The 26,554-nt window shown below is 37.7% G+C and carries 27 protein-coding genes; 10 read left to right on the forward strand and 17 right to left on the reverse strand.

What is annotated here, in order from left to right; genetic code table 11:
- Window positions 1-57: 57 nt before the first annotated feature.
- The 5 genes from hrpA to HMPREF2644_RS03625 all read right to left on the reverse strand — a co-directional run bounded on the left by hrpA (window position 58) and on the right by HMPREF2644_RS03625 (window position 7,775).
- Complete coding sequence (gene hrpA / locus HMPREF2644_RS03605; RefSeq protein WP_042593756.1) at window positions 58-3,969, reverse strand: ATP-dependent RNA helicase HrpA; 3,912 nt, start codon at window positions 3,967-3,969, stop codon at window positions 58-60.
- Window positions 3,966-4,340: a DUF423 domain-containing protein gene (locus tag HMPREF2644_RS03610; protein WP_005647722.1), complete on the reverse strand. Its 375-nt coding sequence runs from the start codon at window positions 4,338-4,340 to the stop codon at window positions 3,966-3,968. Before HMPREF2644_RS03610 ends, hrpA begins: the two co-directional genes overlap by 4 nt.
- A complete protein-coding gene (locus HMPREF2644_RS03615; protein ID WP_005665908.1) occupies window positions 4,341-4,793 on the reverse strand; it encodes a DUF441 domain-containing protein in 453 nt (150 codons plus the stop codon).
- Window positions 4,794-5,058: 265 nt separating this feature from the next.
- Complete coding sequence (gene cydB, locus HMPREF2644_RS03620; protein ID WP_011272373.1) at window positions 5,059-6,195, reverse strand: cytochrome d ubiquinol oxidase subunit II; 1,137 nt, start codon at window positions 6,193-6,195, stop codon at window positions 5,059-5,061.
- 14 nt (window positions 6,196-6,209) lie between these two features.
- Window positions 6,210-7,775 (reverse strand): cytochrome ubiquinol oxidase subunit I, encoded by a 1,566-nt coding sequence (locus HMPREF2644_RS03625; RefSeq protein ID WP_011272374.1) that lies wholly within the window; start codon window positions 7,773-7,775, stop codon window positions 6,210-6,212.
- A gap of 652 nt (window positions 7,776-8,427) precedes the next feature.
- On the opposite strand from HMPREF2644_RS03625, the gene pyrG reads away from it, so the two are divergent.
- A complete protein-coding gene (gene pyrG / locus HMPREF2644_RS03635; protein WP_042599621.1) occupies window positions 8,428-10,065 on the forward strand; it encodes a glutamine hydrolyzing CTP synthase in 1,638 nt (545 codons plus the stop codon).
- 144 nt (window positions 10,066-10,209) lie between these two features.
- Here the strand turns inward: pyrG and pnuC are convergent, their stop codons facing one another.
- The 12 genes from pnuC to sodA form a co-directional block, all read right to left on the reverse strand.
- Window positions 10,210-10,890, reverse strand: a complete 681-nt coding sequence (gene pnuC, locus HMPREF2644_RS03640) for a nicotinamide riboside transporter PnuC (protein ID WP_005651723.1) — start codon at window positions 10,888-10,890, stop codon at window positions 10,210-10,212.
- A gap of 181 nt (window positions 10,891-11,071) precedes the next feature.
- Window positions 11,072-11,839 carry an amino acid ABC transporter ATP-binding protein gene (locus tag HMPREF2644_RS03645; protein ID WP_005647711.1) on the reverse strand — a complete coding sequence of 256 codons (768 nt, stop codon included), beginning with the start codon at window positions 11,837-11,839 and terminating at the stop codon, window positions 11,072-11,074.
- Window positions 11,840-11,848: 9 nt separating this feature from the next.
- A complete protein-coding gene (locus HMPREF2644_RS03650) occupies window positions 11,849-12,565 on the reverse strand; it encodes an amino acid ABC transporter permease (protein WP_005633396.1) in 717 nt (238 codons plus the stop codon).
- Window positions 12,549-13,322, reverse strand: a complete 774-nt coding sequence (locus HMPREF2644_RS03655) for an amino acid ABC transporter substrate-binding protein (protein WP_005651725.1) — start codon at window positions 13,320-13,322, stop codon at window positions 12,549-12,551. The genes HMPREF2644_RS03650 and HMPREF2644_RS03655 overlap by 17 nt, the downstream gene beginning before the upstream one ends.
- A gap of 300 nt (window positions 13,323-13,622) precedes the next feature.
- Window positions 13,623-14,897 carry a UDP-N-acetylglucosamine 1-carboxyvinyltransferase gene (murA, locus tag HMPREF2644_RS03660; RefSeq protein ID WP_014550937.1) on the reverse strand — a complete coding sequence of 425 codons (1,275 nt, stop codon included), beginning with the start codon at window positions 14,895-14,897 and terminating at the stop codon, window positions 13,623-13,625.
- 10 nt (window positions 14,898-14,907) lie between these two features.
- Window positions 14,908-15,165, reverse strand: a complete 258-nt coding sequence (locus HMPREF2644_RS03665) for a BolA family protein (RefSeq protein WP_005647705.1) — start codon at window positions 15,163-15,165, stop codon at window positions 14,908-14,910.
- A 20-nt stretch (window positions 15,166-15,185) separates the two neighbouring features.
- Window positions 15,186-15,503 (reverse strand): STAS domain-containing protein, encoded by a 318-nt coding sequence (locus HMPREF2644_RS03670; RefSeq protein ID WP_005651726.1) that lies wholly within the window; start codon window positions 15,501-15,503, stop codon window positions 15,186-15,188.
- Window positions 15,504-15,513: 10 nt separating this feature from the next.
- Window positions 15,514-16,158, reverse strand: coding sequence for a phospholipid-binding protein MlaC (mlaC, locus tag HMPREF2644_RS03675; protein ID WP_011272379.1), 645 nt, complete (start codon window positions 16,156-16,158; stop codon window positions 15,514-15,516).
- A 32-nt stretch (window positions 16,159-16,190) separates the two neighbouring features.
- On the reverse strand, window positions 16,191-16,691 hold the full coding sequence (mlaD, locus tag HMPREF2644_RS03680; protein ID WP_005647699.1) for an outer membrane lipid asymmetry maintenance protein MlaD: 501 nt from the start codon (window positions 16,689-16,691) through the stop codon (window positions 16,191-16,193).
- 9 nt (window positions 16,692-16,700) lie between these two features.
- Window positions 16,701-17,486 (reverse strand): lipid asymmetry maintenance ABC transporter permease subunit MlaE, encoded by a 786-nt coding sequence (gene mlaE / locus HMPREF2644_RS03685; protein ID WP_011272380.1) that lies wholly within the window; start codon window positions 17,484-17,486, stop codon window positions 16,701-16,703.
- A complete protein-coding gene (gene mlaF, locus HMPREF2644_RS03690; RefSeq protein ID WP_005651729.1) occupies window positions 17,483-18,277 on the reverse strand; it encodes a phospholipid ABC transporter ATP-binding protein MlaF in 795 nt (264 codons plus the stop codon). Before mlaF ends, mlaE begins: the two co-directional genes overlap by 4 nt.
- Window positions 18,278-18,682: 405 nt before the next feature.
- Window positions 18,683-19,330: a superoxide dismutase [Mn] gene (gene sodA, locus HMPREF2644_RS03695; protein WP_011272381.1), complete on the reverse strand. Its 648-nt coding sequence runs from the start codon at window positions 19,328-19,330 to the stop codon at window positions 18,683-18,685.
- 248 nt (window positions 19,331-19,578) lie between these two features.
- On the opposite strand from sodA, the gene ccmA reads away from it, so the two are divergent.
- From ccmA to ccmI, 9 genes are all read left to right on the forward strand, one after another.
- Window positions 19,579-20,217 carry a cytochrome c biogenesis heme-transporting ATPase CcmA gene (ccmA, locus tag HMPREF2644_RS03700; protein WP_042599622.1) on the forward strand — a complete coding sequence of 213 codons (639 nt, stop codon included), beginning with the start codon at window positions 19,579-19,581 and terminating at the stop codon, window positions 20,215-20,217.
- A 4-nt stretch (window positions 20,218-20,221) separates the two neighbouring features.
- The gene (gene ccmB, locus HMPREF2644_RS03705) at window positions 20,222-20,887 is read left to right on the forward strand and encodes a heme exporter protein CcmB (protein ID WP_005651732.1); all 666 of its coding nucleotides are present in this window, start codon (window positions 20,222-20,224) and stop codon (window positions 20,885-20,887) included.
- A 60-nt stretch (window positions 20,888-20,947) separates the two neighbouring features.
- The gene (locus HMPREF2644_RS03710) at window positions 20,948-21,688 is read left to right on the forward strand and encodes a heme ABC transporter permease (protein WP_011272382.1); all 741 of its coding nucleotides are present in this window, start codon (window positions 20,948-20,950) and stop codon (window positions 21,686-21,688) included.
- 42 nt (window positions 21,689-21,730) lie between these two features.
- Window positions 21,731-21,934, forward strand: a complete 204-nt coding sequence (gene ccmD / locus HMPREF2644_RS03715; RefSeq protein ID WP_053520996.1) for a heme exporter protein CcmD — start codon at window positions 21,731-21,733, stop codon at window positions 21,932-21,934.
- Entirely contained in the window at window positions 21,931-22,452 is a 522-nt protein-coding gene (gene ccmE, locus HMPREF2644_RS03720; protein ID WP_053520997.1) for a cytochrome c maturation protein CcmE, read from the forward strand. The genes ccmD and ccmE overlap by 4 nt, the downstream gene beginning before the upstream one ends.
- The gene (locus tag HMPREF2644_RS03725; RefSeq protein WP_014550936.1) at window positions 22,449-24,395 is read left to right on the forward strand and encodes a heme lyase CcmF/NrfE family subunit; all 1,947 of its coding nucleotides are present in this window, start codon (window positions 22,449-22,451) and stop codon (window positions 24,393-24,395) included. The genes ccmE and HMPREF2644_RS03725 overlap by 4 nt, the downstream gene beginning before the upstream one ends.
- A gap of 142 nt (window positions 24,396-24,537) precedes the next feature.
- Entirely contained in the window at window positions 24,538-25,083 is a 546-nt protein-coding gene (locus tag HMPREF2644_RS03730) for a DsbE family thiol:disulfide interchange protein (RefSeq protein ID WP_005690739.1), read from the forward strand.
- Window positions 25,083-25,544, forward strand: coding sequence for a cytochrome c-type biogenesis protein (locus HMPREF2644_RS03735; RefSeq protein ID WP_014550934.1), 462 nt, complete (start codon window positions 25,083-25,085; stop codon window positions 25,542-25,544). The genes HMPREF2644_RS03730 and HMPREF2644_RS03735 overlap by 1 nt, the downstream gene beginning before the upstream one ends.
- Window positions 25,545-26,462 carry a c-type cytochrome biogenesis protein CcmI gene (gene ccmI, locus HMPREF2644_RS03740; RefSeq protein WP_014550933.1) on the forward strand — a complete coding sequence of 306 codons (918 nt, stop codon included), beginning with the start codon at window positions 25,545-25,547 and terminating at the stop codon, window positions 26,460-26,462.
- The last annotated feature ends 92 nt before the right edge of the window (window positions 26,463-26,554 follow it).

The raw sequence follows: 26,554 nt of genomic DNA on the forward strand, positions 1-26,554 counted from the left end.
TTGTTTTAAATAAATTAAGGCGGTATAAAACCGCCTTAATTTTGAGTATTATTATCATTAGTATTGACTAATAATATTTGCTATTCTTTTATCTGATATTTGATATTTCGTCCCCAACTGCTGGGCAAACAAACTCACACGCAATTCCTCGATCATATATCGAATCTCCGCCACCTCATCCGAAATCGGTTTAGATTTTGGCAGTTTAGCGAGCAATTGTTGGTAAGCCTGTTGCACTTGTTCCACGCGTAGCATCGCGGCACGATCACGGTTTACATCTTGAGCCAACTTATCAATACGTTTATCAATGGCTTGCAGATAACGTTGTAAATCTGGTAGGCGATCATAACCGCTCTTTTGCACAAAACCTTGATACACCAAACTTGCAAGTTGCGATTTGATGTCGGATAATGCAAATGCCATCGTGAAATCCATTTTGCCTTTAAGGCGTTGGTTAAGTTGGTAAGTGAGAGTAAGAATCTGCTCCACTTTCTGCGCAATATCCACGGTCACTTCGTTAAGATTTTCTCGAACGAAATCACGCAATTTTTCAAAGCCTGCTTCATCCCACACAAAACCGCCAAAATCGGCAATTAGCTTATCTACGGCACAAGCAATACAGTCATCGATCAAATCCAATACGCGACCGAACGGAGTAAAATACAGACCCAATTTAGCCTTATTCGGCAATTTTTCATGAAGATATTTAATTGGTGATGGCACATTGAGCAATAACAAACGACGTAAACCTTGTTGCATCGCCACCGATTGCTCAAACTCTGTTTCAAACAGTTTGATACCCACCGCATCTTTTTCATCTACAATAGCTGGGAACGCTTTGACGCTGAAACCACGTTGTTTTTGTTCATAACATTGTGGTAAATCTGCAAAGCTCCAAATATGCAGCCTGCTTTGCTCAATGCCATCATCTGCCACAGCAGAAATACTTTCCTGCACACGATCTTTTAAGTTGAATTTCAGCTCATCCAAATTCATGGATTCTGCGATTTTCTTACCGTTTTCATCCACCACACGGAACGTCATTTTCAGATGGCTTGGAATTTGTTCCCAATTCCAATGTTCCGCTTCTACGGTGACGCCAGTCATACGACGCAATTCATAAATCAGCGTATCTAATAATGGCTTTTCCAACGGCACCGCACGACTTAAAAAAGCTTGAGCATAATTAGGTGCAGGCACGAAGTTACGGCGATAAGATTTCGGCAGAGATTTAATCAGCGCAATCACCAATTCTTCACGCAAGCCTGGAATCTGCCAGTCAAAGCCTGTCATTTCCACTTGGTTGAGCAATGGCAATGGAATATGTACTGTCACGCCGTCCGCATCGGTACCTGGTTCAAATTGATAAGTCAATTTGAGTTTTAAATTACCTTGATGCCAGAAATTCGGGAAATCCAGCTTGCTCACTTGTTCCGCATCATCATTGATCAAAAATGAACGTTCAAAATTAAGCAATTCAGGATCTTTTTGCTGTGCCTTTTTCCACCAGGTATCAAAATGTTTTTGAGAGACAACTTCTGTGCCAATACGCTGATCGTAAAATTCAAACAATGTGCGATCATCCACCAAAATATCGCGGCGGCGGCTTTTGTGTTCCAATTCTTCTACTTCTTGAACGAGCCTTTGATTTTCTTTGAAGAATTTATGCTTGGTATTCCAACCCCCTTCCACCAAGGCAGATTGAATAAAAATCTCACGGCTTACCGTTGGATCAATAGCTCCGTAATTCACTGGTCTCGCAGCCACAATCGGCACACCGTAAAGCGTGACTTTCTCATCTGCAATCACAGCGCCACGGGATTTCGACCAACGCGGTTCTGAATAGGATTTTTTAATGAGATGCTCGGCAAGTGGCTCAATCCATTCTGGCTCGATTTCTGCCACCATGCGCCCCCAAAGTTTGGAGGTTTCCACTAACTCTGCCGCCATCACCCATTTCGGTTGTTTTTTGAAAAGCACAGAATTGGGGAAAATTGCAAAATGGGCATTACGTGCGCCAAGATATTGTTGTTTCTCCGCTTCTTTTAAACCGATATGAGAAAGCAAACCGCTTAAAAGTGCGGTATGAATTTGCTGATATTCTGCTTTTTCGGAATTAATCGGTAAGCCCATTTCACGCACGGTTAAACGAATTTGATGATAAATATCCTGCCATTCACGAATGCGTAAATAATTTAAGAAATCCTTTTGGCACTGACGACGGAATTGGTTTTTACTCAATGCTTTTTGTTGTTCTTGTAGATAATACCAAAGATTGAGGAAAGCCAAGAAATCTGATTTTTTATCGGCAAAACGACGATGTTTTTCATCAGAAGCTTGCTGTTTTTCTTGTGGTCGTTCGCGCGGATCTTGAATGGATAACGCAGAGACGATGATCATCATTTCATAAACGCAGCCAAAATTGACCGCACTTAGGATCATTTTGGCAAGGCGCGGATCGACTGGAAGTTGAGCGAGTTGGCGACCAACTCTAGTTAATAGGCGTTTTTCACCCGCTTTGGTGCGAACCATTTCAAACGCGCCCAATTCTTCCAACAGTTTTATCCCATCTTGAATATGGCGTTTATCTGGCGCATCAACAAATGGGAACGCTTCAATATCATCCAAACCCAATGCCGTCATTTGCAAAATAACGGAGGCTAAATTGGTGCGTAGAATTTCAGGATCGGTAAACTCTGGACGAGAATTAAAATCCTCTTCCGAATATAAACGAATACAAATCCCTTCACTTACACGACCACATCGACCTTTACGCTGATTTGCAGATGCCTGTGAAATAGGTTCAATCGGTAAACGTTGTACTTTGGTGCGATAGCTATAACGGGAAATGCGCGCAGTACCTGGGTCAATCACATATTTAATGCCCGGCACGGTCAATGAGGTTTCTGCGACGTTGGTCGCTAATACAATGCGATTTAAGCCACTTGGATGGAAAATTTTATTTTGTTCTTGCGCAGACAAGCGTGCAAAGAGCGGTAGAATTTCCGTGTGTTTTAGATTTTGCTTTTGCAAGGCTTCGGCAGTATCACGAATTTCACGCTCTCCATTCATAAAGATCAAGATATCGCCTCGACTTTCTGCTTGCAATTCATCCACCGCATTAAGAATACCTTGTAGCTGATCTTGATCGTCTTCCTCCACTACGGGACGATAACGCACTTCAACAGGATAGGTTCTGCCTGAGACTTCAATGATCGGTGCATTATTAAAATGTTTAGAAAAGCGTTCCACATCAATGGTTGCAGAAGTGATAATAAGTTTTAAATCACGACGACGTGGCAACAACTGTTTCAGATAACCGAGAATAAAATCGTTATTTAGGCTACGTTCGTGGGCTTCATCGATAATCAAACAAGAATATTGATTGAGAAAACGATCGTTTTGAATTTCTGCTAGCAGAATCCCGTCAGTCATCAATTTGATTTGGGTGTTATCGCTGATTTGATCGTTAAAACGAACCTTATAACCAACTAAACCGCCAAGCTCCGTTTCCAGTTCTTCCGCAATACGCGCCGCCACCGAACGAGCAGCAATACGGCGTGGTTGAGTATGACCAATCATGCCTAAATTGCCGAAACCTAATTCCAAACACATTTTCGGCAATTGGGTGGTTTTACCTGAACCAGTTTCCCCTGCCACCACGATGACCTGATGTTCAGAAATCAGTTTTTGAATTTCGACTTTGCGTTGGCTAACGGGCAAACTCTCTGGAAAAACAATCGGATTTTGTACCGCACTTTTCCGTTGTTCTACACGTAATCTAGCTTGTTCAATTTGCTGTTGGATTTCAGCGGCAACGGCTTGTTGAGCCTCTTGGCTTTTAATTTTTCCAATACCATGAATGCGGGCGGATAAGCGACGTTGATCCACCCGCATGATGTCATTTAATTGAGAAAAAAGAGATTGTTGTAAGGGAGTTAATGTGTGTTTTACCGAGCTGTTTTTCATAGCGATTTACTTTTGAAACTTCCGTAAGCTAAGCTAATCCATCCGATTAAAAATAAAGTGCCGCCAATAGGCGTAATCCATACAATTACATTGCTTGCTTCGAAAGCAAGTGCGTATAAACTTCCACTAAATAATAAGATTCCAATTAACCAAGAAGACATAGATAATCGGGCGAATTTATTGTCACGTAAAGCAGATAATGCAACGGCAAGTACTGCAATGGTATGGAACATTTGATATTCTAACCCCGTATCAATCCATGATAATGCTTTGGCTTCTAATATATGGCTTAGGCCATGAGCTGCAAATGCGCCTAGTGCGACACAGAAGAATCCGCTTAAAGTGGCAATAGTAAGGTATTTGTTTTTCATTTAAATTTTCCCTAAAAGTAAAGCTAATATACCTGCAGCAATAAGTGGGCCAACGGGAATTCCACCTAAAAATGCTACACCAATAATTGTGCCGATAAGCAAGCCAGTGACTAAAATCGGTTGTTCGCCCATTAAAGGCACACCTTTACCTGCAAGCCATGCCACAAGCACTCCAACTGCAATAGAAAGAGCCATTTTCCAACTAAGAAAACCTGATAAATCAGGCAACTGAATTTTTCCTGAAACTAAGGGGCTTAAAACCCCAATGGTTAAAATAATGATACCAATTTTAACGCCATATTTTTCGAGCAAAGGAATATGAGAAGATAAAAAAGTTTGCTGCATGATAAGTAATACGGCAGCAGAAATGGTAATTGCGCTGTTGTTGCTTAATACGCCAAGAATAAGAAGTATCACTAGTAATAGAGCAATGGTATTGAGTTGTAATGTCATAAAGTGCGGTTAAAAAAATGGAAATTTTGGTAAATATTCTAGCATAGAAATTCGTAAAATTATTTTCCATTGTTGTTGAGAAAAAGATAAATGAGAAAAGTTAAAAAGGGTTCATTATGAACCCTTTTATTTAGTCGGTAAAATTCTTAAATCATTTATTCTTCAAATTTACCTTTTTTTTCTTTATTGATGGTGCATTTTGCACTAGCCCAAATTGCAAACAATACACCCACTACCCAAATCGCATATAACATTCTATTTCTCCTTAGTATAATGAGTGTTTATTTTTATCAATGAAATTAGCATCTAAACGACCAAACATTTTTGAGTAAGACCAAATAGTATAAGCTAAAGCAATGACCACAAAAACAACTGCAAAAATCAGCATTAATGTTAATGTTAATTCACTTGAAGTCGAATCCCACATTAATAAACTTTGTTCAGGATGTGAACTTGAAGGCATCACAAATGGGAACATTGATACTGCTGCAGTAATAATCACACCAGCCATTGTTAATGCAGAGAAGAAAAATGCAAAACCACAACGATTCGCTTTAGAAAATGCAGCATTTAATAATGCAGCAACTACAGCTAAAGCAGGGAAAATCCAAAGAATTGGCATTTCATTGAAATTTCTAAACCACGCGCCAGTTTCTACAGCAACTTCTTTATTCATTGGAGACGATGGAGCGAAATGATCGATAGTGCTAGTAACTACATAACCATCTTTAGAATATAACCATACGCCAGCTAATACGAATGTAATTAAAGTCACAATAGAACCAATTTGACTTACTGAACGAGCACGATCACGTAAGACTTCAGTGGTTTTCATTTGTAACCAGTTTGCGCCGTGAGTGACAAGCATTGATAAGCTAATAACACCACATAATAATGCGAATGGATTTAATAGCTCAAAAAATGAACCTGTATAAGTCACTTGAGTTAATTCGTTAAAATGGAATGGAACGCCTTGTAATAAATTACCAAAAGCCACGCCAAATACTAATGCTGGTACAAAACCACCTGCGAATAATCCCCAGTCCCAAACAGAACGCCAAGTTGGATTATCAATTTTTGCACGATATTCAAAACCCAATGGACGTAAGAATAACGCTGCCAAGACTAATACTAATGCAATGTAAAAACCTGAGAAAGATACTGCATATACAATTGGCCAAGCTGCAAATATTGCACCACCTGCAGTTAATAACCAAACTTGGTTACCATCCCAATGGGGAGCAATAGTGTTGATCATAATACGGCGTTCCACTTCTTTTTTACCTATTACAGGTAAAAGTGCAGTCACGCCCATATCAAATCCATCAGTTACAGAGAAGCCAATCAATAATACAATAACTAACACCCACCAAATAAAACGTAGAAATTCATAATCAATCATAATTTATCTCCTACTTATTTAGCTGATTGTTCAAAGTAGTATTTGCCGGTTTTTAACGCACTTGGACCCAAACGCGCATATTTAAACATCAAATACATCTCAACAATAATGAACGCAAGATAAAGCGCACAAATTAAACCAATGGAGAACCATAAATCGCCTGTACTTAAATTAGAAGCGGATACGCCAACAGGTAAGATCTCGTAAATAGCCCAAGGCTGACGACCATATTCTGCTAAGAACCAACCGCACTCAATGGCAATCCAAGGTAATGGCAAGCCCCATAAAAGAACTTTTAACAATAATGGAATTTGAGTGACTTTATTACGTAAATTTTGAACAAATGCGCCGAATGTAAGTAAAGCAATTAAACCACCAGCTGCAATCATTGCACGAAATGCCCAAAAATTAGGGCCTACATTTGGAATAGTATCACGAGCGGCTTGTTTAATTTGTTCTTCTGTCGCATCAACAACATTGTTTGTATAGCGTTTTAATAATAAACCGAAACCAAGATCTTTTTTAACTTCATTGAATTGTGCTTTGGTTTCTTCATTTACTTGACCATTTGCTTTTTTCTCAGCGCGTAGTTGAGTAAATAATTCATAAGCACGGATACCACTACGTACACGAGTTTCATTTAATGCTTGAAGATCTTTTAGACCTATAATTTCTTTATCAATTGAACGAGTTGCTATTACACCGCCAAGATAAGGAATTTCAATCGCAAAATCATTTTTCATTTCAGCCGTATTTGGAATTGCTACTGGAAGGAATGGAGCAGGTGCTGGATGAGTTTCAAATTCAGCTTCCATTGCGGCTAATTTTACTGGTTGTGCTTTACCAATATCATAACCAGATTCATCACCAAGAATTAGCACTGAAATAGAGGCGATAAATCCAAAAGTAGCAGCTACGGAGAAAGAACGTTTTGCAAATTCAAAATCACGACCTTTTAGTAAAAAGTATGAGCTAATGGCTAAAACAAAAAATGCGCCTGTCACATAACCTGCAGAAAGAGTATGTAAGAATTTACTTTGTGCAACAGGGTTTAACCAAAGATCTAAGAAGTTAGTCATTTCCATACGTACAGTTTCAAAATTAAATTTTGAACCTGTTGGTGCTTGCATCCAGCCATTTGCAACCAAAATCCACATAGCAGATAAATTAGAACCGAAAGCCACACAATAAGTTGCTAATAAGTGTTTTCCTTTTGATAAACGATCCCAACCGAAGAAAAATAACCCCACAAAAGTGGATTCTAAGAAGAAGGCAAGTAACGCTTCAATAGCAAGTGGCGCACCAAAAATATCCCCCACGTAATGAGAATAATAAGACCAGTTAGTACCAAATTGGAATTCCATAATAATACCGGTGGTCACCCCAAGGGCAAAGTTAATACCAAATAACTTTCCCCAAAATTTTGTCATATCTTTATAAACTTCTTTACCTGTCGCCACATAAATAGTTTCCATAATTACAAGAATAAAGGATAAACCCAATGTTAGCGGCACGAAAATGAAGTGATACAACGCAGTTAAAGCAAACTGCAAGCGAGAAAGATCAACAACGTCTAACATTCTCAACTCCTTTGTATAAACAACATTAGTTCCAACAATGATTAACAAGGCGATGCCTTAAATAATCCCTAATTACTCAACTCCAATCAGCTAAGTTTATATTGACTTATCTACATAATTATTTTTAAAGGTTAAAAAAACACCAGTTATTATAGAGATAATCCAAATTGGCGGCTATTCTACTACTAAACATAAGGATAAAAAATAGTAAAAAATGCTATATAGATCACATTTTTGATATAAATACAAAAATAGGGCTTATTTGTTATATTTCATTTAATTGATTTAGATCAAATTGACATTTTTGCAATAATTTTTGTTTTAAAGATGATTAATTTCATTGTGTAAGATCATATTTTAATATTTGTCTCAACCAACATCATCTCTTGATGTTTTTAACTGCTTGAATAAGTATGTAGTGGCATTTAATACTTAATTTATCATTCAACATTTGTAATGTAATTGTTGATCCTTTCCAAGGATAAAAAGGATTAAGCCAAAACTAGCATTGAGTTCATTGCGCAAATCAGGTAAACTACCATCCCGTCTTTGATAGCTAATTATCTTCGATTTTTGACCGCACTTTTGGTTGATTTTGTCTGTAAGATGATTAGCTATAATCATTTATATTCCAATACAGATTAGGTTCCCTATGGCTACAAATTATATTTTCGTCACTGGCGGTGTGGTTTCATCGTTAGGTAAAGGCATTGCGGCAGCATCATTGGCGGCAATTTTAGAAGCACGTGGTTTAAACGTAACCATTATGAAGTTAGATCCATATATTAATGTGGATCCTGGTACGATGAGCCCAACCCAACACGGGGAAGTTTTCGTTACTCAAGATGGTGCAGAAACAGATTTAGATTTAGGTCATTATGAGCGTTTCATCCGCACGAAAATGACCAAACGTAATAACTTCACTACAGGTAAAATTTATTCTGAAGTATTACGTAAAGAGCGTCGTGGCGATTATCTTGGTGCAACAATTCAAGTGATTCCACATATCACGAATGAAATTAAAGATCGCGTCATTGCTGGTGCTCAAGGTCACGACGTTGTGATTGTTGAAGTGGGCGGCACTGTTGGGGATATTGAATCACTTCCATTCTTAGAAGCATTACGTCAATTAGCCGTTCAAGTTGGTCGTGAACATACGTTATTTATGCATTTAACCTTGGTGCCTTACATCCCAACGGCGGGTGAAGTAAAAACTAAACCAACCCAGCATTCGGTAAAAGAATTGCTTTCTATTGGTATTCAACCTGATGTGTTGATTTGCCGTTCAGATCGTATGATTCCACCAAATGAACGTGCGAAAATTGCTTTATTTTGTAATGTTGCAGAACGTGCAGTCATTTCATTAAAAGATGTGAATTCAATTTATCAAATCCCCGCATTATTAAAATCTCAAGGTTTAGATGATTTTGTCTGTGAACGTTTCCGTTTAACTTGCCCTGAAGCAGATCTTACTGAATGGGAGCAAGTGCTTTACAAGCAAGCCAATCCAGTGGGAGAAGTAACCATCGGTATGGTAGGTAAATACACTGAGTTACCCGATGCCTATAAATCAGTAAATGAAGCCTTAAAACACGCAGGTTTAACGAACCGTTTAAGTGTAAGCATTAAATATATTGATTCCCAAGATGTTGAAACCAAAGGTGTTGAAGTATTAAAAGGCGTTGATGGCATTCTTGTTCCAGGGGGATTTGGTTATCGTGGTGTAGAGGGTAAAATTCGTACCGCACAATATGCACGAGAAAACAAAATTCCTTACTTGGGTATTTGCTTAGGTATGCAGATCGCATTGATTGAATATGCACGTAATGTAGCGGGTTTAACTAAAGCCAATTCATCTGAATTTGATAAAGATTGTGAACAACCTGTGGTGGCATTAATCACAGAATGGCAAGATGCGGAGGGTAATACTGAAGTGCGTACCGATGAATCAGATCTTGGCGGAACAATGCGTTTAGGCGCACAACAATGTCATTTGGTATCAGGTAGCCAAGCTCGTGAGCTTTATGGCAAAGAAACCATTGAAGAACGTCATCGTCATCGCTATGAAGTGAACAATACCTTGCTTCCACAAATTGAAAAAGCAGGATTGAAAGTAACTGGATTATCTGCAGATAAAAAATTGGTAGAAATTATCGAAGTGCCAAATCATCCTTGGTTTGTCGCTTGTCAATTCCATCCAGAATTTACTTCTACGCCTCGTGATGGTCATCCGTTGTTTGCAGGCTTTGTAAAAGCAGCCTATGAAAATCACAAAAAATCTGTGAAGTAATTCTTGGTTCTGCAATAAGTGCGGTAAAAAAATGAAATATTTTTATTTGGTTATGATATAACTTGATGTTTTTGAAGTAAAAAAATCCCCGTTAAATTTATCATTTAACGGGGATTTTTTATAAGCTATTTACTGTTTTTATATTTAGTTAGTACGCTTAACTAATTTCGTCCAGTTATAATAACCATACAACGAGTTAAGTAAGTAGGCTGAATACATTAAGTATATTGCAGGTGTCTCTGCCCATAAGAAAATAGAAAGAATATTTAATCCAATCCATAACAACCACTGTTCACGATAACGTAAAATCATTAAAATCTGTGCCGCAACCGTAATAATTGTAGTTAGACCATCTAAACCTGTTGAACTACCACCAGCAGCTTGTAATGCTTGAACAAAAAGCAAAGTGCCAACCGTAGTCATAACAATTAATGTCATCCATCCTTTAACAGTTAATGCTTTTGCAATCACGCTTTCTCCACCATCGCTATTTTGCATATTGGCTTTCCACATAAAGTAACCAATAAATTGAGAGGGCAAATATACGTAAAGTACGGTGTTCATTTCGCCTAAGAAATTCGATCCCCAAGCAACATAAAAATAAGTATAGGCAAAAATCAATCCAAAGAAATAATTACTAATTTTACCTTTACTTACCAATACCACACACAAAATACCCGAGATACCAGAAATCATTGCTAACCAAGAATCAGGTGTTTGTACATAAGCCCAAATTTGCGCAATGATAAAAAGCGCAAGCCAAACCACCTCAAAAGGTTTCCAACCAGAAACAAATTCTCGTTTTAAACGCGCTGCCAAAGTCATTATTTACTCCTATTGACTTAAATTTTAACGTGAGCATTCTTATTCTTGCATAGTGAATTGGTAATGTAAAGGTGTAGAAGCATTTAATTCTAAAGTTGTGAAATCCATCACGTTTTAATTAAAGCCTACATTATCCATTATTGAGTTTGTTTCAAAAAACGCTCTAAAAATTGACCGCACTTTAAATATAATAATCAAGCTCAAGTGGTATTTTTGCTTGTAACAAGAACTGTTTAGTGCGCTCGTGTTGTGGGCAAGTGAAGAATTTATCTGCCGTATTTTGTTCTACAATATATCCATCCGCCATTAAAATCACACGATCCGCGACATCTTTCGCAAACTGCATTTCGTGAGTAACAATAATCATTGTCCAGCCTTCTTGGGCGAGCATTTTTAGTGTTTGTAACACTTCGCCCACCAATTCAGGATCTAATGCCGATGTAGGTTCATCTAATAAAATAATATCAGGTTTTACCGCAAGGGCTCGAGCAATCCCCACTCGCTGTTGCTGACCGCCAGAAAGTTGGGATGGAAATAAATCCGCTTTATTTTTAAGCCCTACTTTTTCTAGCAAACTAAGTGCTTTTTCACGAGCTTGAGCTTTATCTTGTTTTTGCACAACAACCATTCCCTCCATAACATTTTCAAGGGCAGAACGATGAGGGAATAAATTGTATTGCTGAAAGACCATTGATGAACGTCGGCGTAACTTCAATTCATCTGCTTTACTAATTTTCTGGCTAAAATCAATTTTTAGACTGCCATCAGTAAATTCCAAAATGCCTTGCTCTGGTCGTTCAAGCAAGTTTAAACAACGTAAAAAGGTGGTTTTTCCAGAACCAGAAGGGCCTAAAATTGCGACCACTTCACCTTTATTAATTTCAAAATCAATGCCTTTTAACACATGATTGCCATTAAAGTTTTTCTGAATATTACTTACTTTTAACATAGACATTCCTTATAAATGGCGAGATAAGCGAATTTCAAGACGATCTTGTAAGAAAGATAAAACAAAACAGAAAATCCAATAAATCAAAGCTGCCTCACTATAAATTAAAATAAATTCATAGTTTGCTGCCGTAATATTCTGTGCGACACGGAATAATTCTGTCACTAAAACAAGAGAAGCTAATGAAGTGTCTTTCACTGTACTAATAAAAGTATTAGAAAGCGATGGTACTGAAATACGTAAAGCCTGTGGCATAATTGTACGAATAAATGCTTGTCGATAATTCATACCTATCGCATAAGAGGCTTCCCACTGCCCTTTAGGTATAGCAATAATTGAAGCACGAACAGTTTCTGCTGCATAAGCACCTATATTAATAGAAAATGCAATAATCGCTGTCGGAAAAGGCTCTAAAGTAATACCGACTTCAGGTAACCCATAAAAAATAATAAAAATTTGTACTAACATCGGTGTACCTCTAATTATAGAGATATACACTCGACATAAAGCCTGTAACAATTTTAAGGGTAAATTAGGGCTAGGCAAAGTACGAATAACTGCAACAATCACTGCAATAAGCAAACCACAGAAGAAGGAAATGACTGCCAATGGCAATGTGTATAAAATTGCTGCTTCCAACATAGGCCAAAACGAGCTGATTACATAATCAGCTCGTTCTGCACTCATAAATGGAAGACTCGCCAACCAATTATTGAGTAATATCATAACCAAACCATTCAATTGAAATCTGTTTTAATGTACCATCTTGGCGAAGTGCTTCAAGTACTTGATTAAATTTTGTAATCAATGCATCTTCACCTTGTAAAAAAGCAAAGGCAGTCGGAGTTTTATCCCCACGATCATAAGCAATTTTTAAACCAGAATTTGGGTGTTTTTTAAAATAATCTAATACAGCCAATTTATCATTAATTGTTGCTTCTGCACGGCCTTGTTTAATAAGCTCTAAGCTCTGTGCTAAACCATCCACTACAAGAATCTGCGCACCTGCAGCTTTTGCATCTTTACCCCAGTTACTTGTTGCAGATTGCGCAGATTTACGACCTTTCAAATCTTCAAATGATTTAATACTGTTATCCGATGATTTTGTTACAATCACCCCACCAGAATAATTATAAGGCGTTGTGAAACTGTATTTTTTTAAACGCTCTGGGCTTGGGTTAGTTTGGTTTGCAATCACATCAAAACGTTTTGCATTTAACCCCGCATACATTGCATCCCATTGTGTTTCTTTAAATTCCACTTTCAAACCGAGCTTTTCAGCAACTTTACGAATAACCTCTACATCAAAGCCTGTTAATTTTCCACTTTTATCATGGAAAGTAAATGGTGCATAAGTCCCTTCTGTTCCAACTAATAAAGTTTTCGTTTTTTCAACACGATCGGCAATTTCGCCTGCGTGAGAAAACGTTGAGAAAGCAATAGCTCCAGTTAAAAGTGCGGTCGTAAAAAGTAATTTTTTCATTTTTTCTTCCTTGTGTTGTGTTTGTCTAAGCGTGATTATAAAAACCAAACTTATGAAAAAAAAAGATTATTTATTTATGGTTTATAAATTTTAGTTATAAAAAATTGATATAAGTGATTACTATCAAAATAAGAAAATAATCTACCGCACTTTCTTGTAGAAAAATACGTTTCTAAACAATGCAATCAATCTACTCTTATAAAATTTCAGTAAAAAAATGCCTTTCTAAAGAAAGGCATTAATAGAAATTTAAGATTATAAATAAACTTGTAATTTATTATAGAAAAGTCGCGTACCTAATTACGCTTCATCACTTCTAGAAAAACGTTCAATTTTCGCACCTAGAGCACGTAATTTATCTTCGATATGTTCATAACCACGATCGATATGATAAATACGATCTACAATGGTTTCACCCGTTGCGATACAACCTGCAAGCACTAAACTGATTGAAGCGCGTAAATCTGTCGCTATTACCTCTGTGCCAGACAATTGTTCAACCCCGTGACATACCGCTGTATTCCCTTCAATTTCAGCTTTACCACCCATACGAATTAATTCAGGAATATGCATAAAACGATTTTCAAAAATCGTTTCAGTGATAATGCTTGTACCTTCTGCCACCATATTTAATAAAGTAAATTGAGCCTGCATATCAGTTGGGAACCCTGGATGTGGTGCAGTACGAATATTCACTGCTTTAGGGCGATTACCAAGCATATCTAAAGTAATGCTATTTTCAGTTACATCAACTTGCGCACCAGCTTCACGGAGTTTATCAATTACGGCATCTAAAGTATCCGCTTTAGTATTTTGACAAACAACACGACCGCCCGAAATTGCTGCAGCAATTAAGAATGTACCCGTTTCAATGCGATCTGGCACAATACTGTGCTCACAACCAGTTAAACGTTCAACACCTTCAATCGTAATGTGATCAGAACCTGCACCTGTTATTTTCGCACCCATTTTATTAAGGAAATCTGCAGTATCTACAATTTCAGGTTCACGAGCGGCGTTTTCAATAACAGTCGTACCTTTCGCAAGGGTTGCTGCCATCATAATAGATAAAGTTGCGCCTACACTTACTTTTTCTATTACAATTCGAGTTCCAACAAGACGATCTGATACTTGTGCTTTTACATATCCTTCTTCAAGAACGATGTCCGCACCTAATTTTTCTAAACCGCTAATGTGGAGATCAACAGGTCTAGCTCCGATAGAACAACCTCCAGGTAATGAGACTTGAGCTTGATGGAAACGAGCGACTAAAGGTGCCAATGCCCAAATTGAAGCACGCATAGTTTTAACCAATTCATAAGGTGCAGTGAAATGATTGATATTAGAGGCATCTAATAAAACTGCACCAGTTTCATCACGATTTGCAATTACGCCTAATTGACGCAAAATATTTAAAGTTGTTTCAATATCTTTAAGTTCGGGAACATTTGTCAATTTAACAGGTTCTGTAGCTAAAATAGCCGCAAAAAGAATTGGAAGTGCGGCGTTTTTTGCGCCTGAAATATTCACACTTCCACTTAAACGAGATTGCCCATAAACACGAAATTTATCCATTTTTAAATCCTTAATTAAACTGGTTTAATGCACGATCGCGTTTCCATTTTTCTACGGTATAAGTTTTGATGGTTAGAGCGTGAATTTCACCAGTGCTAAAATAAGGCATTAAAGGGGCATAAATCGTTTGTTGTTGTTTTACACGAGATAGTGCAGCAATTTCATCACTCACTACAATTACACCAAAATGTGCATTTTCACCTTGTGCATAGACTTCTACGATATTTAGCGTGTCTTTTAAAATTTGTTCAATTTTTTGAAGTTCCATTGGATTTCCGTTTAAGTAAGCTATGTAAAATTTGCGATCCAATCAGATAAACCAACAAGATCTGCTAGGGTTAATAATTGTTTTGGTGGATAAACTAATCGTACTGTTTTGTTAATCTTTTGACACTCTCGTAAAAAATCACAAAGAGCTGTAAAACCAGCTGAATCAATATGCTGAAGACCAGATAAATTCCATTCAACAATAGTTTTATCAAGTGTACTTTCTGACAAAAAAACGCCACGTTGCTGCCACATTGGTAACAAGGTGCTGCGAGATAGTTCCCCAAACAAAAAGAGCGTTATTTTATCATTATTTTTTTGCAAATCCCAATTTAGCATAGTTATTCATTTATTGATTGAAAATTATAGGTTGTGAGGCAGATTGCTGCATCTTTGTGATTAATGTATCAATACCTTGTTTGTTTAAAATACCAACCCAATTTTTTATCGTATCTTCCAGCATACTTACGCCTGCTGCTGCCATATCGTAGGCTTTCCATTCCCCACTTTTATTGCCTTTACGCCATTTAAAATCTAATAGGATCGGAGCAACGCCATTAGTTTGAATAATACTTACGCGAATATTTACAAAATTGTTATCGCCTAATTCTTTTTCTGATTCAATTTGAATTTTTTGATTAGAATAATTTGTTAATGTTTGTGCGTACTTTTGCTCAATCAACTCACCAAAAGTCTTGAAAAATTTTTCTCGTTGTTCTGTAGAGGTTGATTTGTAGTATGAACCTAATACTTTAGAACCTGCATATTCTAAGTTTACGTAAGGCAATAAATCATTACGAACAATAGTACGTAAATAATTTGGATCTTGTTTAATTTTACTTTGATTAGCTTGTATATCAGAAAATAGTTTATCTGACGCTTGCTGCATTAAAACATAAGGACTTGTTTCTGCAATAGCTGTTCGTGTAACCAAAAGTGCGGTTAATACGAAAGTTAAAATAGTAAACCATTTTTTTAGTTGAGTAAGGTACATTGTCAATCTCCTAATTTATAAAATTTAACCTATTATTCTGCGGATTCTGATTTTTCATTGCCGTCTGATTTTTTACTTCCGTATAAGAATTGCCCAATTAAATCTTCCAATACTATAGCTGATGTAGTGTCTTGAATTTGACTACCATTTTTAAGCATTGCTGTATCTCCATCATCAAAACCTATTGTCAAGGCAATATATTGCTCACCTAATAAACCTGATGTTTTAATTGATAAAGAACTGTTTTCTGGGATTTCATTATATTCTTGATTAATCGCAATACTTACTTTTGGTAAATAGCTTTTTTCATCAAGCGTAATAGCACTCACACGCCCAATTACTACGCCTCCAATTTTTAGTGGTGCGCGCACTTTAAGTCCGCCAATATTATTAAAAATTGCCGTCACGGTATAAGATTTCGTCTCAGCAAAACCTTGTACATTAGCTACGCGTAAACCTAAAAAAACTAAGGCACCAATACCAAGTAATAAAAATAACCCGACCCAAAATTCATATTTAATTGTTTGTCTCATAAAAAATCCTTAACTTGCGCCAAACATAATAGCAGTCAAAATAAAATCTAATCCTAGAACAACAAGTGAAGCGTGCACAACTGTTCGTGTTGTAGCTTGGCTGATACCTTCTGATGTTGGCATACAATCATAACCATTAAAAAGTGCAATCCAAGTTACGGCTACAGCAAAGAAAACCGCTTTAATAAAGCCATTTAAAATATCATAGCTCCAACTCACGGAATTTTGCATAACAGACCAAAAGCTGCCTGAATCAACACCTTTCCAATCCACACCTACTAAGGAACTGCCCCAAATACCAATCGCGATAAACAAGATTGACAAAATTGGCATGGAAATAACCCCTGCCCAAAAACGAGGTGCAATCACTCGACGTAAAGGATCAACAGCCATCATTTCAAGACTAGAAAGTTGTTCAGTGGCTTTCATTAAGCCTATTTCAGCCGTCAATGCAGAACCTGCTCGACCAGCAAATAAAAGTGCGGTAACAACAGGCCCTAATTCTCGCAAAAGAGAAAGTGCCACCAACTGACCTAAACTTGTTTCAGCAGAAAAATCAACTAATACGACATAACCTTGTAGTCCTAATACCATTCCAATAAATAAACCGGACAACAAAATAATGAGTAACGATTGGACACCTAAAACATGCATTTGCTTCACAAGCAAAGGAAAATGCTTACGAATTTGTGGCTTGCCGATCAATGCACCAAATAACATAAAGCCTGCTCGCCCCAATGCACGGAAAAAGTCGATCACCTGTTTTCCTAAAGCAGAAATAAAATTGACGATCATTCAAACAATTCCTTCATATAATCTTGCGCTGGGTACTTAAAGCGCACAGGACCATCAGATTCACCTTTTAAGAATTGCACCACGCGCGGATCTTGGCTTTGTAAAAGCTGCTCAGATGTTCCTTCTGCGATGACTTTTTGGTCTGCAATAATATAGGCATAATCTGCAATACTCAATACTTCCTCCACATCGTGTGACACTACGATAGAAGTCAAATTTAACGCTTCATTTAATCGTTTAATCAGGCTTAAAATTACGCCCATACTAATCGGATCTTGCCCCGTAAATGGCTCATCAAACATAATTAAATCAGGGTCAAGCGCAATAGCGCGCGCTAATGCAGCTCGACGAGCCATACCACCGGAAAGTTCTGAAGGCATCAATGCGGCAGCACCTCGCAACCCAACCGCCTCCAATTTCATCAACACGATTTGACGAATTAAACTTTCAGGCAAATGCGTATGTTCACGAATTGGAAAGGCGACATTATCAAAAGTAGAAATATCCGTAAAAAGCGCACCTGATTGGAATAACATCCCCATCCGCTTGCGTACTTCGTACAGTTCACGATTAGATAGACGACAAATATCTTGTCCATCAAACAAAATTTCACCTTGCTCTGGCATTAGTTGCCCACCTATCAATTTAAGTAAGGTGGTTTTACCAATCCCCGACGGCCCCATGATCGCAGTGATTTTTCCCTTTTTTACTTGCAAATTCAGGTTATCGTAAATCACGCGATCACCGCGTTTAAAGGTGAGATTCTTAACTTCAATTAGATTTTGATTCATTAAAATCTCGTTTATAAATAAAAAGTTCAATCAGTTTTATATGACCTTAAAAAGTTAGATTCGTTTAATTTAAAGATTAAGTTTTGTTATTTATAGCAACACATTTTTTTGGCTTAACTTTAATGTGGTCATAAAAATAGTTATAAAAAATAGTGATAAATTCTATTTTTAATAACTTAAAATTTTGCCATAGTAACATTCTTTTTGACCTCACTAAAGAAGCTTTACATTTCTTCATTATTTATTGAATTTTAATAATACTTTGTTTATGGAAAATAAACATTGATAAATGCCTATAAATAATAAGCCTGTAAAAGATACAGATTTGATAAAAAAGATTGCAAAAGAAAAGTTATAGAGAGGAAAGCAGAAAAACCTAACTTTTGCTAGGTTTTCCTATGTTTATTATTTTGCACAGTTACAGTGTGCTGTTTTTTGTTCAAAACGTTCTGCAACGAAATCCCAGTTTACCACATTCCAGAATTCTTTAATGTAGTCTGGACGGCGGTTTTGGAATTTTAAGTAGTAAGCGTGTTCCCAAACGTCTAAACCTAAAAGTGGGAAACCCTCACAACCTGCCACTTCTTTACCCATTAATGGGTTATCTTGGTTTGCTGTTGATACAACGGCTAATTTACCTTCAGCGGTTAATACTAACCATGCCCAACCTGAACCGAAACGAGTTGCTGCTGCTTTTTCAAACTCTGCTTTAAATGCATCTACAGAACCGAAATCGCGTTCAATCGCATCTTTTAATGCGCCTTGTAAAGTAGTGCCTTTTTTCAAACTTTTCCAAAATAAACTGTGGTTTGTGTGGCCTCCAGCATTATTACGTAATGCTCCACGTTTTTCTGCAGGAATTTTATCAAGGTTAGAAATTAAATGACCCGGATACATTTCTACTAATTCAGCAGGTAAACCTTCTAATGCAGCATTTGCATTGTTTACGTAAGCTTGGTGGTGTTTACTATGATGGATTTCCATTGTTTGCGCATCAAAATGTGGTTCTAACGCATTGTAGGCATAGCCTAATTCAGGGAGAGTGTAAGACATAATGTATTCCTTCTATTGTTAAAAACAGATTTCGTTGAGGTTTTGGTCTATAACCAAAATTGAGCAAATAATAGCAAAAAAATTGATTTAGATCATTAAATGTTTTTCCTTTTTTAAAAAGTGAATTTATTAAATTTTGTTTTAAATCAATAAACCTATCGATCTACTTCTAAAGAGTTATGTGTTTGAGTTGCGAAAATTTCATCAAATATTAGAATACCACCACTTTCTATTTTCCCTCTGTAATTATGTTTGAGCAACACAAGTTATCTCTGCAAAATTTATCCTGCCAACGTGGTGAGCGCGTACTTTTTCGTGCTTTGACTTGCGATTTTAATAGCGGTGATTTTGTACAAATTGAAGGGCATAACGGCATAGGTAAAACGAGCTTGTTACGTATTCTTGCTGGTTTAGCCCAACCTTTAGAAGGCGAAGTGCGGTGGGATGCTGAAGCAATTTCTAAACAACGTGAACAGTATCATCAGAATTTGCTTTATTTAGGACATCTTTTAGGCGTTAAACCAGAGCTAACGGCGTGGGAAAATTTGCAGTTTTATCAACGAATTAGTCAAGCTGAACAAAACACCGATATGTTGTGGGATTTGCTTGAGAAAGTGGGATTATTAGGGCGTGAAGATTTGCCTGCCGCACAACTTTCTGCAGGACAACAAAAACGTATCGCGTTAGGTCGCTTATGGCTGTCTCAAGTGCCCTTATGGATTTTAGATGAGCCCTTTACTGCGATTGATAAAAAAGGCGTGGAAATTCTAACCGCACTTTTTGATGAGCATGCTCAACGTGGAGGTATTGTGTTATTGACCAGCCACCAAGAAGTGCCAAGTTCTCATCTGCAAAAATTGAATTTAGCGGCTTATAAAGCGGAATAACTTAATGATTTTTTTAGAGATAATTAAACGAGAACTTCAAATTGCAATGCGCAAAAATGCGGAGATTTTAAATCCGCTATGGTTCTTTTTGCTTGTGATTACTTTGTTTCCGCTTGTTATTGGGCCAGAGCCTAAATTACTTTCCCGTATCGCACCGGGTATCGCATGGGTAGCTGCATTACTTTCAGCATTGCTTTCTTTTGAACGTTTATTCCGTGATGATTTTATTGATGGCTCTCTTGAACAATTAATGCTAACCGCACAGCCTTTGCCAATGACAGCTTTGGCTAAAGTCGTTGCACATTGGTTGCTCACTGGTTTGCCGCTTATTTTGCTATCACCTATTGCCGCTTTGTTGCTTTCTCTTGAGGTCAATATTTGGTGGGCATTGGTTTTGACATTGTTACTGGGCACTCCTGTATTGAGCTGTATCGGTGCTATTGGCGTGGCTTTAACGGTGGGATTGCGAAAAGGTGGCGTGTTGTTGAGTTTGCTTGTTGTTCCGTTGTTTATTCCTGTTTTAATTTTTGCTTCATCAATACTAGAAGCAGCAGGATTAAATGTGCCTTATGGGGGACAACTGGCGATTTTAGGTGCCATGATGGTTGGTGCAGTAACGCTTTCGCCTTTTGCCATTGCTGCAGCGTTGCGAATTAGTTTAGATAATTAATTTTATTTCATTGTATAAAAGTGCGGTGGTTTTTCTCTTTAATTTTTAAGGATCTTTTTTATGTGGAAGTGGTTACATCCTTATGCAAAACCTGAAACTCAATATCGTATCTGCGGTAAATTGAGTCCGTTATTTGCATTTTTAACGCTTATCTTACTCGGTATTGGCATTGTATGGGGCTTAGCATTCGCCCCAGCAGATTACCAACAGGGCAATAGTTTCCGAATTATGTATGTACATGTGCCGACAGCGATTTGGTCAATGGGTGTGTACGGTTCAATGGCGATTGCAGCTGTGGTTGCCCTAGTGTGGCAAATTAAGCAAGCTCATCTCGCAATGATTGCAATGGCGCCAATTGGTGCATTGTTTACTTTCTTATCGCTTGTTACGGGGGCAATTTGGGGGAAACCAATGTGGGGTACTTGGTGGGTGTGGGATGCTCGCTTAACTGCAGAATTGATTTTATTCTTTCTTTATCTTGGTATCTTAGCCCTTTATTCTGCTTTTTCAGATCGTAACATAGGTGCAAAAGCGGCGGGGATTTTATGCATTACAACGGTCGTGATTTTACCGATTATTCATTTTTCGGTGGAGTGGTGGAACACATTACATCAAGGGGCGAGTATTACCAAATTTGAAAAACCATCCATTGCAATTCCAATGTTGGTTCCATTAATTTTATGTATCTTCGGTTTTTTGACCTTGTATATTTGGCTTACTTTAGTTCGTTATCGCGTGGAATTATTGAAAGAAGATGCAAAACGTCCTTGGGTTAAAGCATTAGCTCAAACACTGAAATAAAGTGCGGTTAGTTTTTTAGCGATTTTTTATAAGGAATATTTTATGTTTTTCCAAACTTGGAGTGATTTTTTTAATATGGGTGGCTACGGTTTTTACGTATGGTTATCCTATGCAGTAAGTTTAGTGGCAGTTATTGCCTTAATTGTTCAAAGTGTAAAACAACGCAAGACAGTGTTACAAAATGTATTGCGTGAGCAACAACGCGAAGAACGTTTACAACAAGCAAGTAAGGGGAACACACTATGAATCCAAGACGTAAATCCAGATTTAAATTAGTCATTTTTGTTGTGCTCGGCATTGCTATTGCAAGTGGATTGATGCTGTATGCATTACGTCAAAATATCGACTTGTTTTATACGCCATCTGAAGTGATTCAAGGTAAGGATAATAATCCGAATCAAAAACCTGAAGTGGGGCAGCGTATTCGTGTTGGCGGTATGGTGGTTGAAGGCACGGTAGTGCGTGATCCAAAAAGCTTAAAAGTGCGGTTCGATTTAAATGATATTGGTCCTGCGATCACTGTTGAATATGAAGGCATTTTGCCAGATCTTTTCCGTGAAGGGCAGGGGATTGTGGCTCAAGGCGTATTAACTCAGTCAGCGGTTTTAAGCACGACAGAAGTATTGGCTAAACACGATGAAAATTATGTGCCGCCAGAATTAGGCGAAAAAATGCAAAAAGTACATAAACCAATGGGGATTAAGGCAGCAGATTTAAAAGGCGAAAGTGAGCGTGATCGTCAAGAAAAAGAAGGCGCAAAATGATTGCTGAATTAGGAAATTATGCGCTGGCTTTAAGTTTAGCTGTATCGCTTATGTTGGCGATTTTCCCTTTGTGGGGGGCGGAAAAGGGCAATGTACAATTAATGGCATTAGCTCGCCCAATGACTTATGGTTTATTTGCAAGCCTAAGCATTGCTTTTGCTGCGCTATTTTATTTATTCGCAGTCAATGATTTTAGCGTGCAATATATTGTAAATAATTCTAATACTACTTTACCCATTTATTATCGTTTATCTGCGGTATGGGGTTCCCATGAAGGCTCTTTGTTACTGTGGATTTGGTTACTGGCGGTTTGGTCATTTGCCGTTGCTTTATTGAGTAAACATTTACCCCAAGAAGCGGTTGCTCGCGTGCTTGGTATTATGGGGATTATTAGCGTCGGTTTTGTATTGTTCGTCTTGTTTACCTCAAATCCTTTCACGCGTACTTTCCCTGATTTCCCAGTAGATGGAAAAGAACTTAATCCAATGTTGCAAGATGTAGGCTTGATTTTCCACCCTCCATTACTTTATATGGGCTATGTGGGTTTTTCGGTGGCATTTGCGTTTGCGATAGCATCCTTAATGACTGGAAAATTAGATTCAGCTTGGGCGCGTTGGTCACGTCCTTGGACGCTTGCTGCTTGGGTGTTTTTAACTTTAGGTATCGTACTCGGTTCTTGGTGGGCTTATTATGAGCTTGGCTGGGGGGGCTGGTGGTTCTGGGATCCAGTAGAAAACTCATCGTTTATGCCGTGGCTTGCTGGTACTGCATTGATTCACTCTCTTTCTGTGACAGAAAAACGAGGTTCTTTCAAAGCTTGGACGGTATTACTTGCGATTTTAGCCTTTTCACTTTGTCTGCTCGGCACCTTCTTAGTTCGTTCTGGTATCTTAGTTTCAGTTCACGCATTTGCATCGGATCCAACTCGTGGTTTGTATATTTTGGCTTACCTCGTTGTGGTAATTGGCGGTTCGCTTGCACTCTATGCGTATAAAGGCAGTCAAATTCGTTCTCGTGATAATGCAGAACGCTATTCACGTGAAAGTATGTTGTTATTGAATAATATCTTATTAATGACCGCACTTTGCGTTGTATTCTTAGGAACGTTGTTACCACTCGTTCACAAACAACTTGGTTTAGGCTCTATTTCTATTGGTGCGCCGTTCTTTGATCAAATGTTCTTAATTATTATGACACCATTTGCATTATTGCTTGGTATTGGACCTTTAGTGAAATGGCGTAGAGACCAATTTTCTGCAATTCGTACGCCTGTTGTTATCAGCGTATTTGTTATGCTGATTGCAGGTTTTGCGTTACCTTATTTCTTGCAAGATAAAATTACCGTGAGTTCAGTGCTTGGTTCAATGATGACTGTGATTATTGTGTTACTTGTGCTTTATGAATTGCAACAACGTGCGACGCATCGTGAATCATTCTTTGTTGGCGTACGCAAACTATCTCGTTCTCATTGGGGAATGATGTTAGCTCACTTAGGCGTAGCTATGACTGTTTGGGGGATCGCATTTAGCCAAAACTTTAGCGTAGAACGTGATGTGAGAATGAAAGTTGGCGAGAACGCACAAATTGGTCGTTACGATTTTAAATTCGCTGGTGTGACGGATGAAAATGGTCCAAACTATATTGGTGGAAAAGCTCAAATTGATATTTCGAAAGATGGGCAACCAGAGACAAGTTTATTCGCAGAAAAACGTTTTTACACAGTAAGTCGGATGTCTATGACAGAAGCCGCAATTGCTGGTGGTTTAACTCGTGACCTTTATGTGGCACTTGGCGAAAAACTTGAGGACAATTCTTGGGCGTTACGCTTATATTACAAGCCATTTATTCGCTGGATTTGGATTGGCGGCTTATTTATGGCGTTAGGTGGATTGTTGTGCATGTTCGATCGACGCTATCGGTTTAATGTGTTGTTGAAGAAATAGTTTATACTGCCATGGGTAGGTATACCCATGGCTAATTGAAATGGTTCCCCTTTGGGGAATTTCAACTAGCCTCAAAGAGGCTATACTTTTACTAGCCTAGGGTATACTTACCCTAGGCACTAATTTTAAAGTGCGGTAAAAAATGAAAAAAAAATTACTCGTTCCTCTTATTCTCTTTTTATCGATAACAATTGCCTTTTTAGTGCAATTAAAACGTAATGCACAAGGCGAAGATATTAAAGCATTAGAGTCAGCTTTGGTTGGAAAGCCTGTGCCAGAAAAAAATTTGACGGAGTTGTTTGAAAATAAAGCTTACACGAACGAATTGTTTCAACAAGGTAAGCCAGTTTTGCTTAACGTATGGGCGACTTGGTGTCCGACTTGTTATGCCGAACATCAATATTTAAACAAACTTGCTAAAGAGGGTGTGAGAATTATCGGTTTAGATTATAAAGATGAATCACCTAAAGCAATGAAGTGGTTAAAAGATCTTGGCAATCCTTATCAAGTTGTTTTAAAAGATGAAAAAGGTTCTTTCGGTTTGGATTTAGGGGTATATGGTGCGCCAGAAACGTTCATTGTAGATGGAAAAGGCGTGATTCATTATCGTTATGCTGGAGATGTAAACGAAAAAGTTTGGACTCAGACTTTAAAACCAATTTATGACAAACTTTCGGAGCAACAATAATGAAAAAAACATGGTTATTTTTGACCGCATTTTTGTTTAGCTCAGTGGCGTTTTCAGCTATTGACGCATTAAATTTTAGTTCTCCACAGCAAGAGAGTGATTACCACCAATTAACACAATCTTTGCGTTGTCCTCAATGTCAAAATAACAATATTGCGGATTCCAATGCGACTATCGCTGTGGATATGCGTGGCAAAGTATTTGAGCTTTTACAAGAAGGCAAATCGAAAAATGACGTAGTGGATTATATGGTGGCACGTTACGGCAATTTTGTAACCTATGATCCTCCTATAACAGCGAGTACATTAGTGCTATGGATTGCGCCATTATTGCTTGTGTTGTTAGGCGTGGTGTTTTTATTAAGACGCAAACCTAAAACCCAAAGTGCGGTGAAATCCCAAGAGGTTTTAACGGATGAAGATAATGCGCGTTTGGCAGAATTATTAAACAAGGATAAATAGATGAATTTTACATTAATTTTTATCTTAACCACTTTAGTTGTGGCGTTAATTTGTTTTTATCCTTTATTACGTCAATTTAAAGCGAAACATGGGCAAAAACGTGATGATTTAAATAAGGCGTTATATTTCTCACGCTTGGAAGAAATTGAGCAAGATAATTCCCAAGGTTTAGTTGAAAATGTTGAGCAACTCAAACAAGAATTACAGAAAACCTTGCTTGATGATGTACCGAGCAAGGTTCAAGAGAATGTGGATTATTCTGGCAAATCTTATGGAAAAATTTGGTTTGTCTCTGGTGTATTAGCGTTAGGAATTATCGCAGGTTCTTCTTATTTTATGGTGGGATCTTGGCAAGCCGAATCAATGTTAGAGCAAACTTATGCGAAATTGCCCTATTTCTTTGACCGAATGAAAGATGAAGATAAAAATCCATTTTCTGATGCAGAAATGCAGCAATTTTCTACCGCACTTCGAATCGATTTGCAAAAAAATCCAACTGATGCTAAAAAATGGTGGATGCTCGGTCAAATTGGGATGAATTTAGGTGATGCACGTTTGGCATTCGATAGCTATCAAAAGGCTAATAAACTTGAACCAGATAATGTGCAATATAAATTAGGCTATGCTCGTATATTGATGTTTTCTGAAGATGCGACTGATAAACTTAAAGGTGGCAATTTATTGCGTGAAGTGATTCGTCAAGAACACACTAACATTGAAGCATTGAGTTTACTCGCATTCCGTTATTTTGAAACAGAAGATTATAAAATGGCGGCAGTGACTTGGGCGATGATGCTACGCTTAATGCCGAAAGATGATGAGCGAGTTCCATTAATTGAAAAAAGTATTCGTACCGCGCGTGATGCTTTAGAAGCGCAAAATGAAGAAAAATCAAAAAGTATCACTCCCGAAAAATAACCTAGTACGTTATAAGACTTTTTGATATAGTGCGAAAAAATTATTCGTAGTCGAACAGATTAGCATTTAATAAAGTACTAAAGGAACGAGAA

Origin of the sequence: Haemophilus sp. HMSC071C11 (assembly GCF_001837655.1) — a bacterium.
GTDB classification, from domain to species: Bacteria; Pseudomonadota; Gammaproteobacteria; order Enterobacterales; family Pasteurellaceae; genus Haemophilus; species Haemophilus influenzae.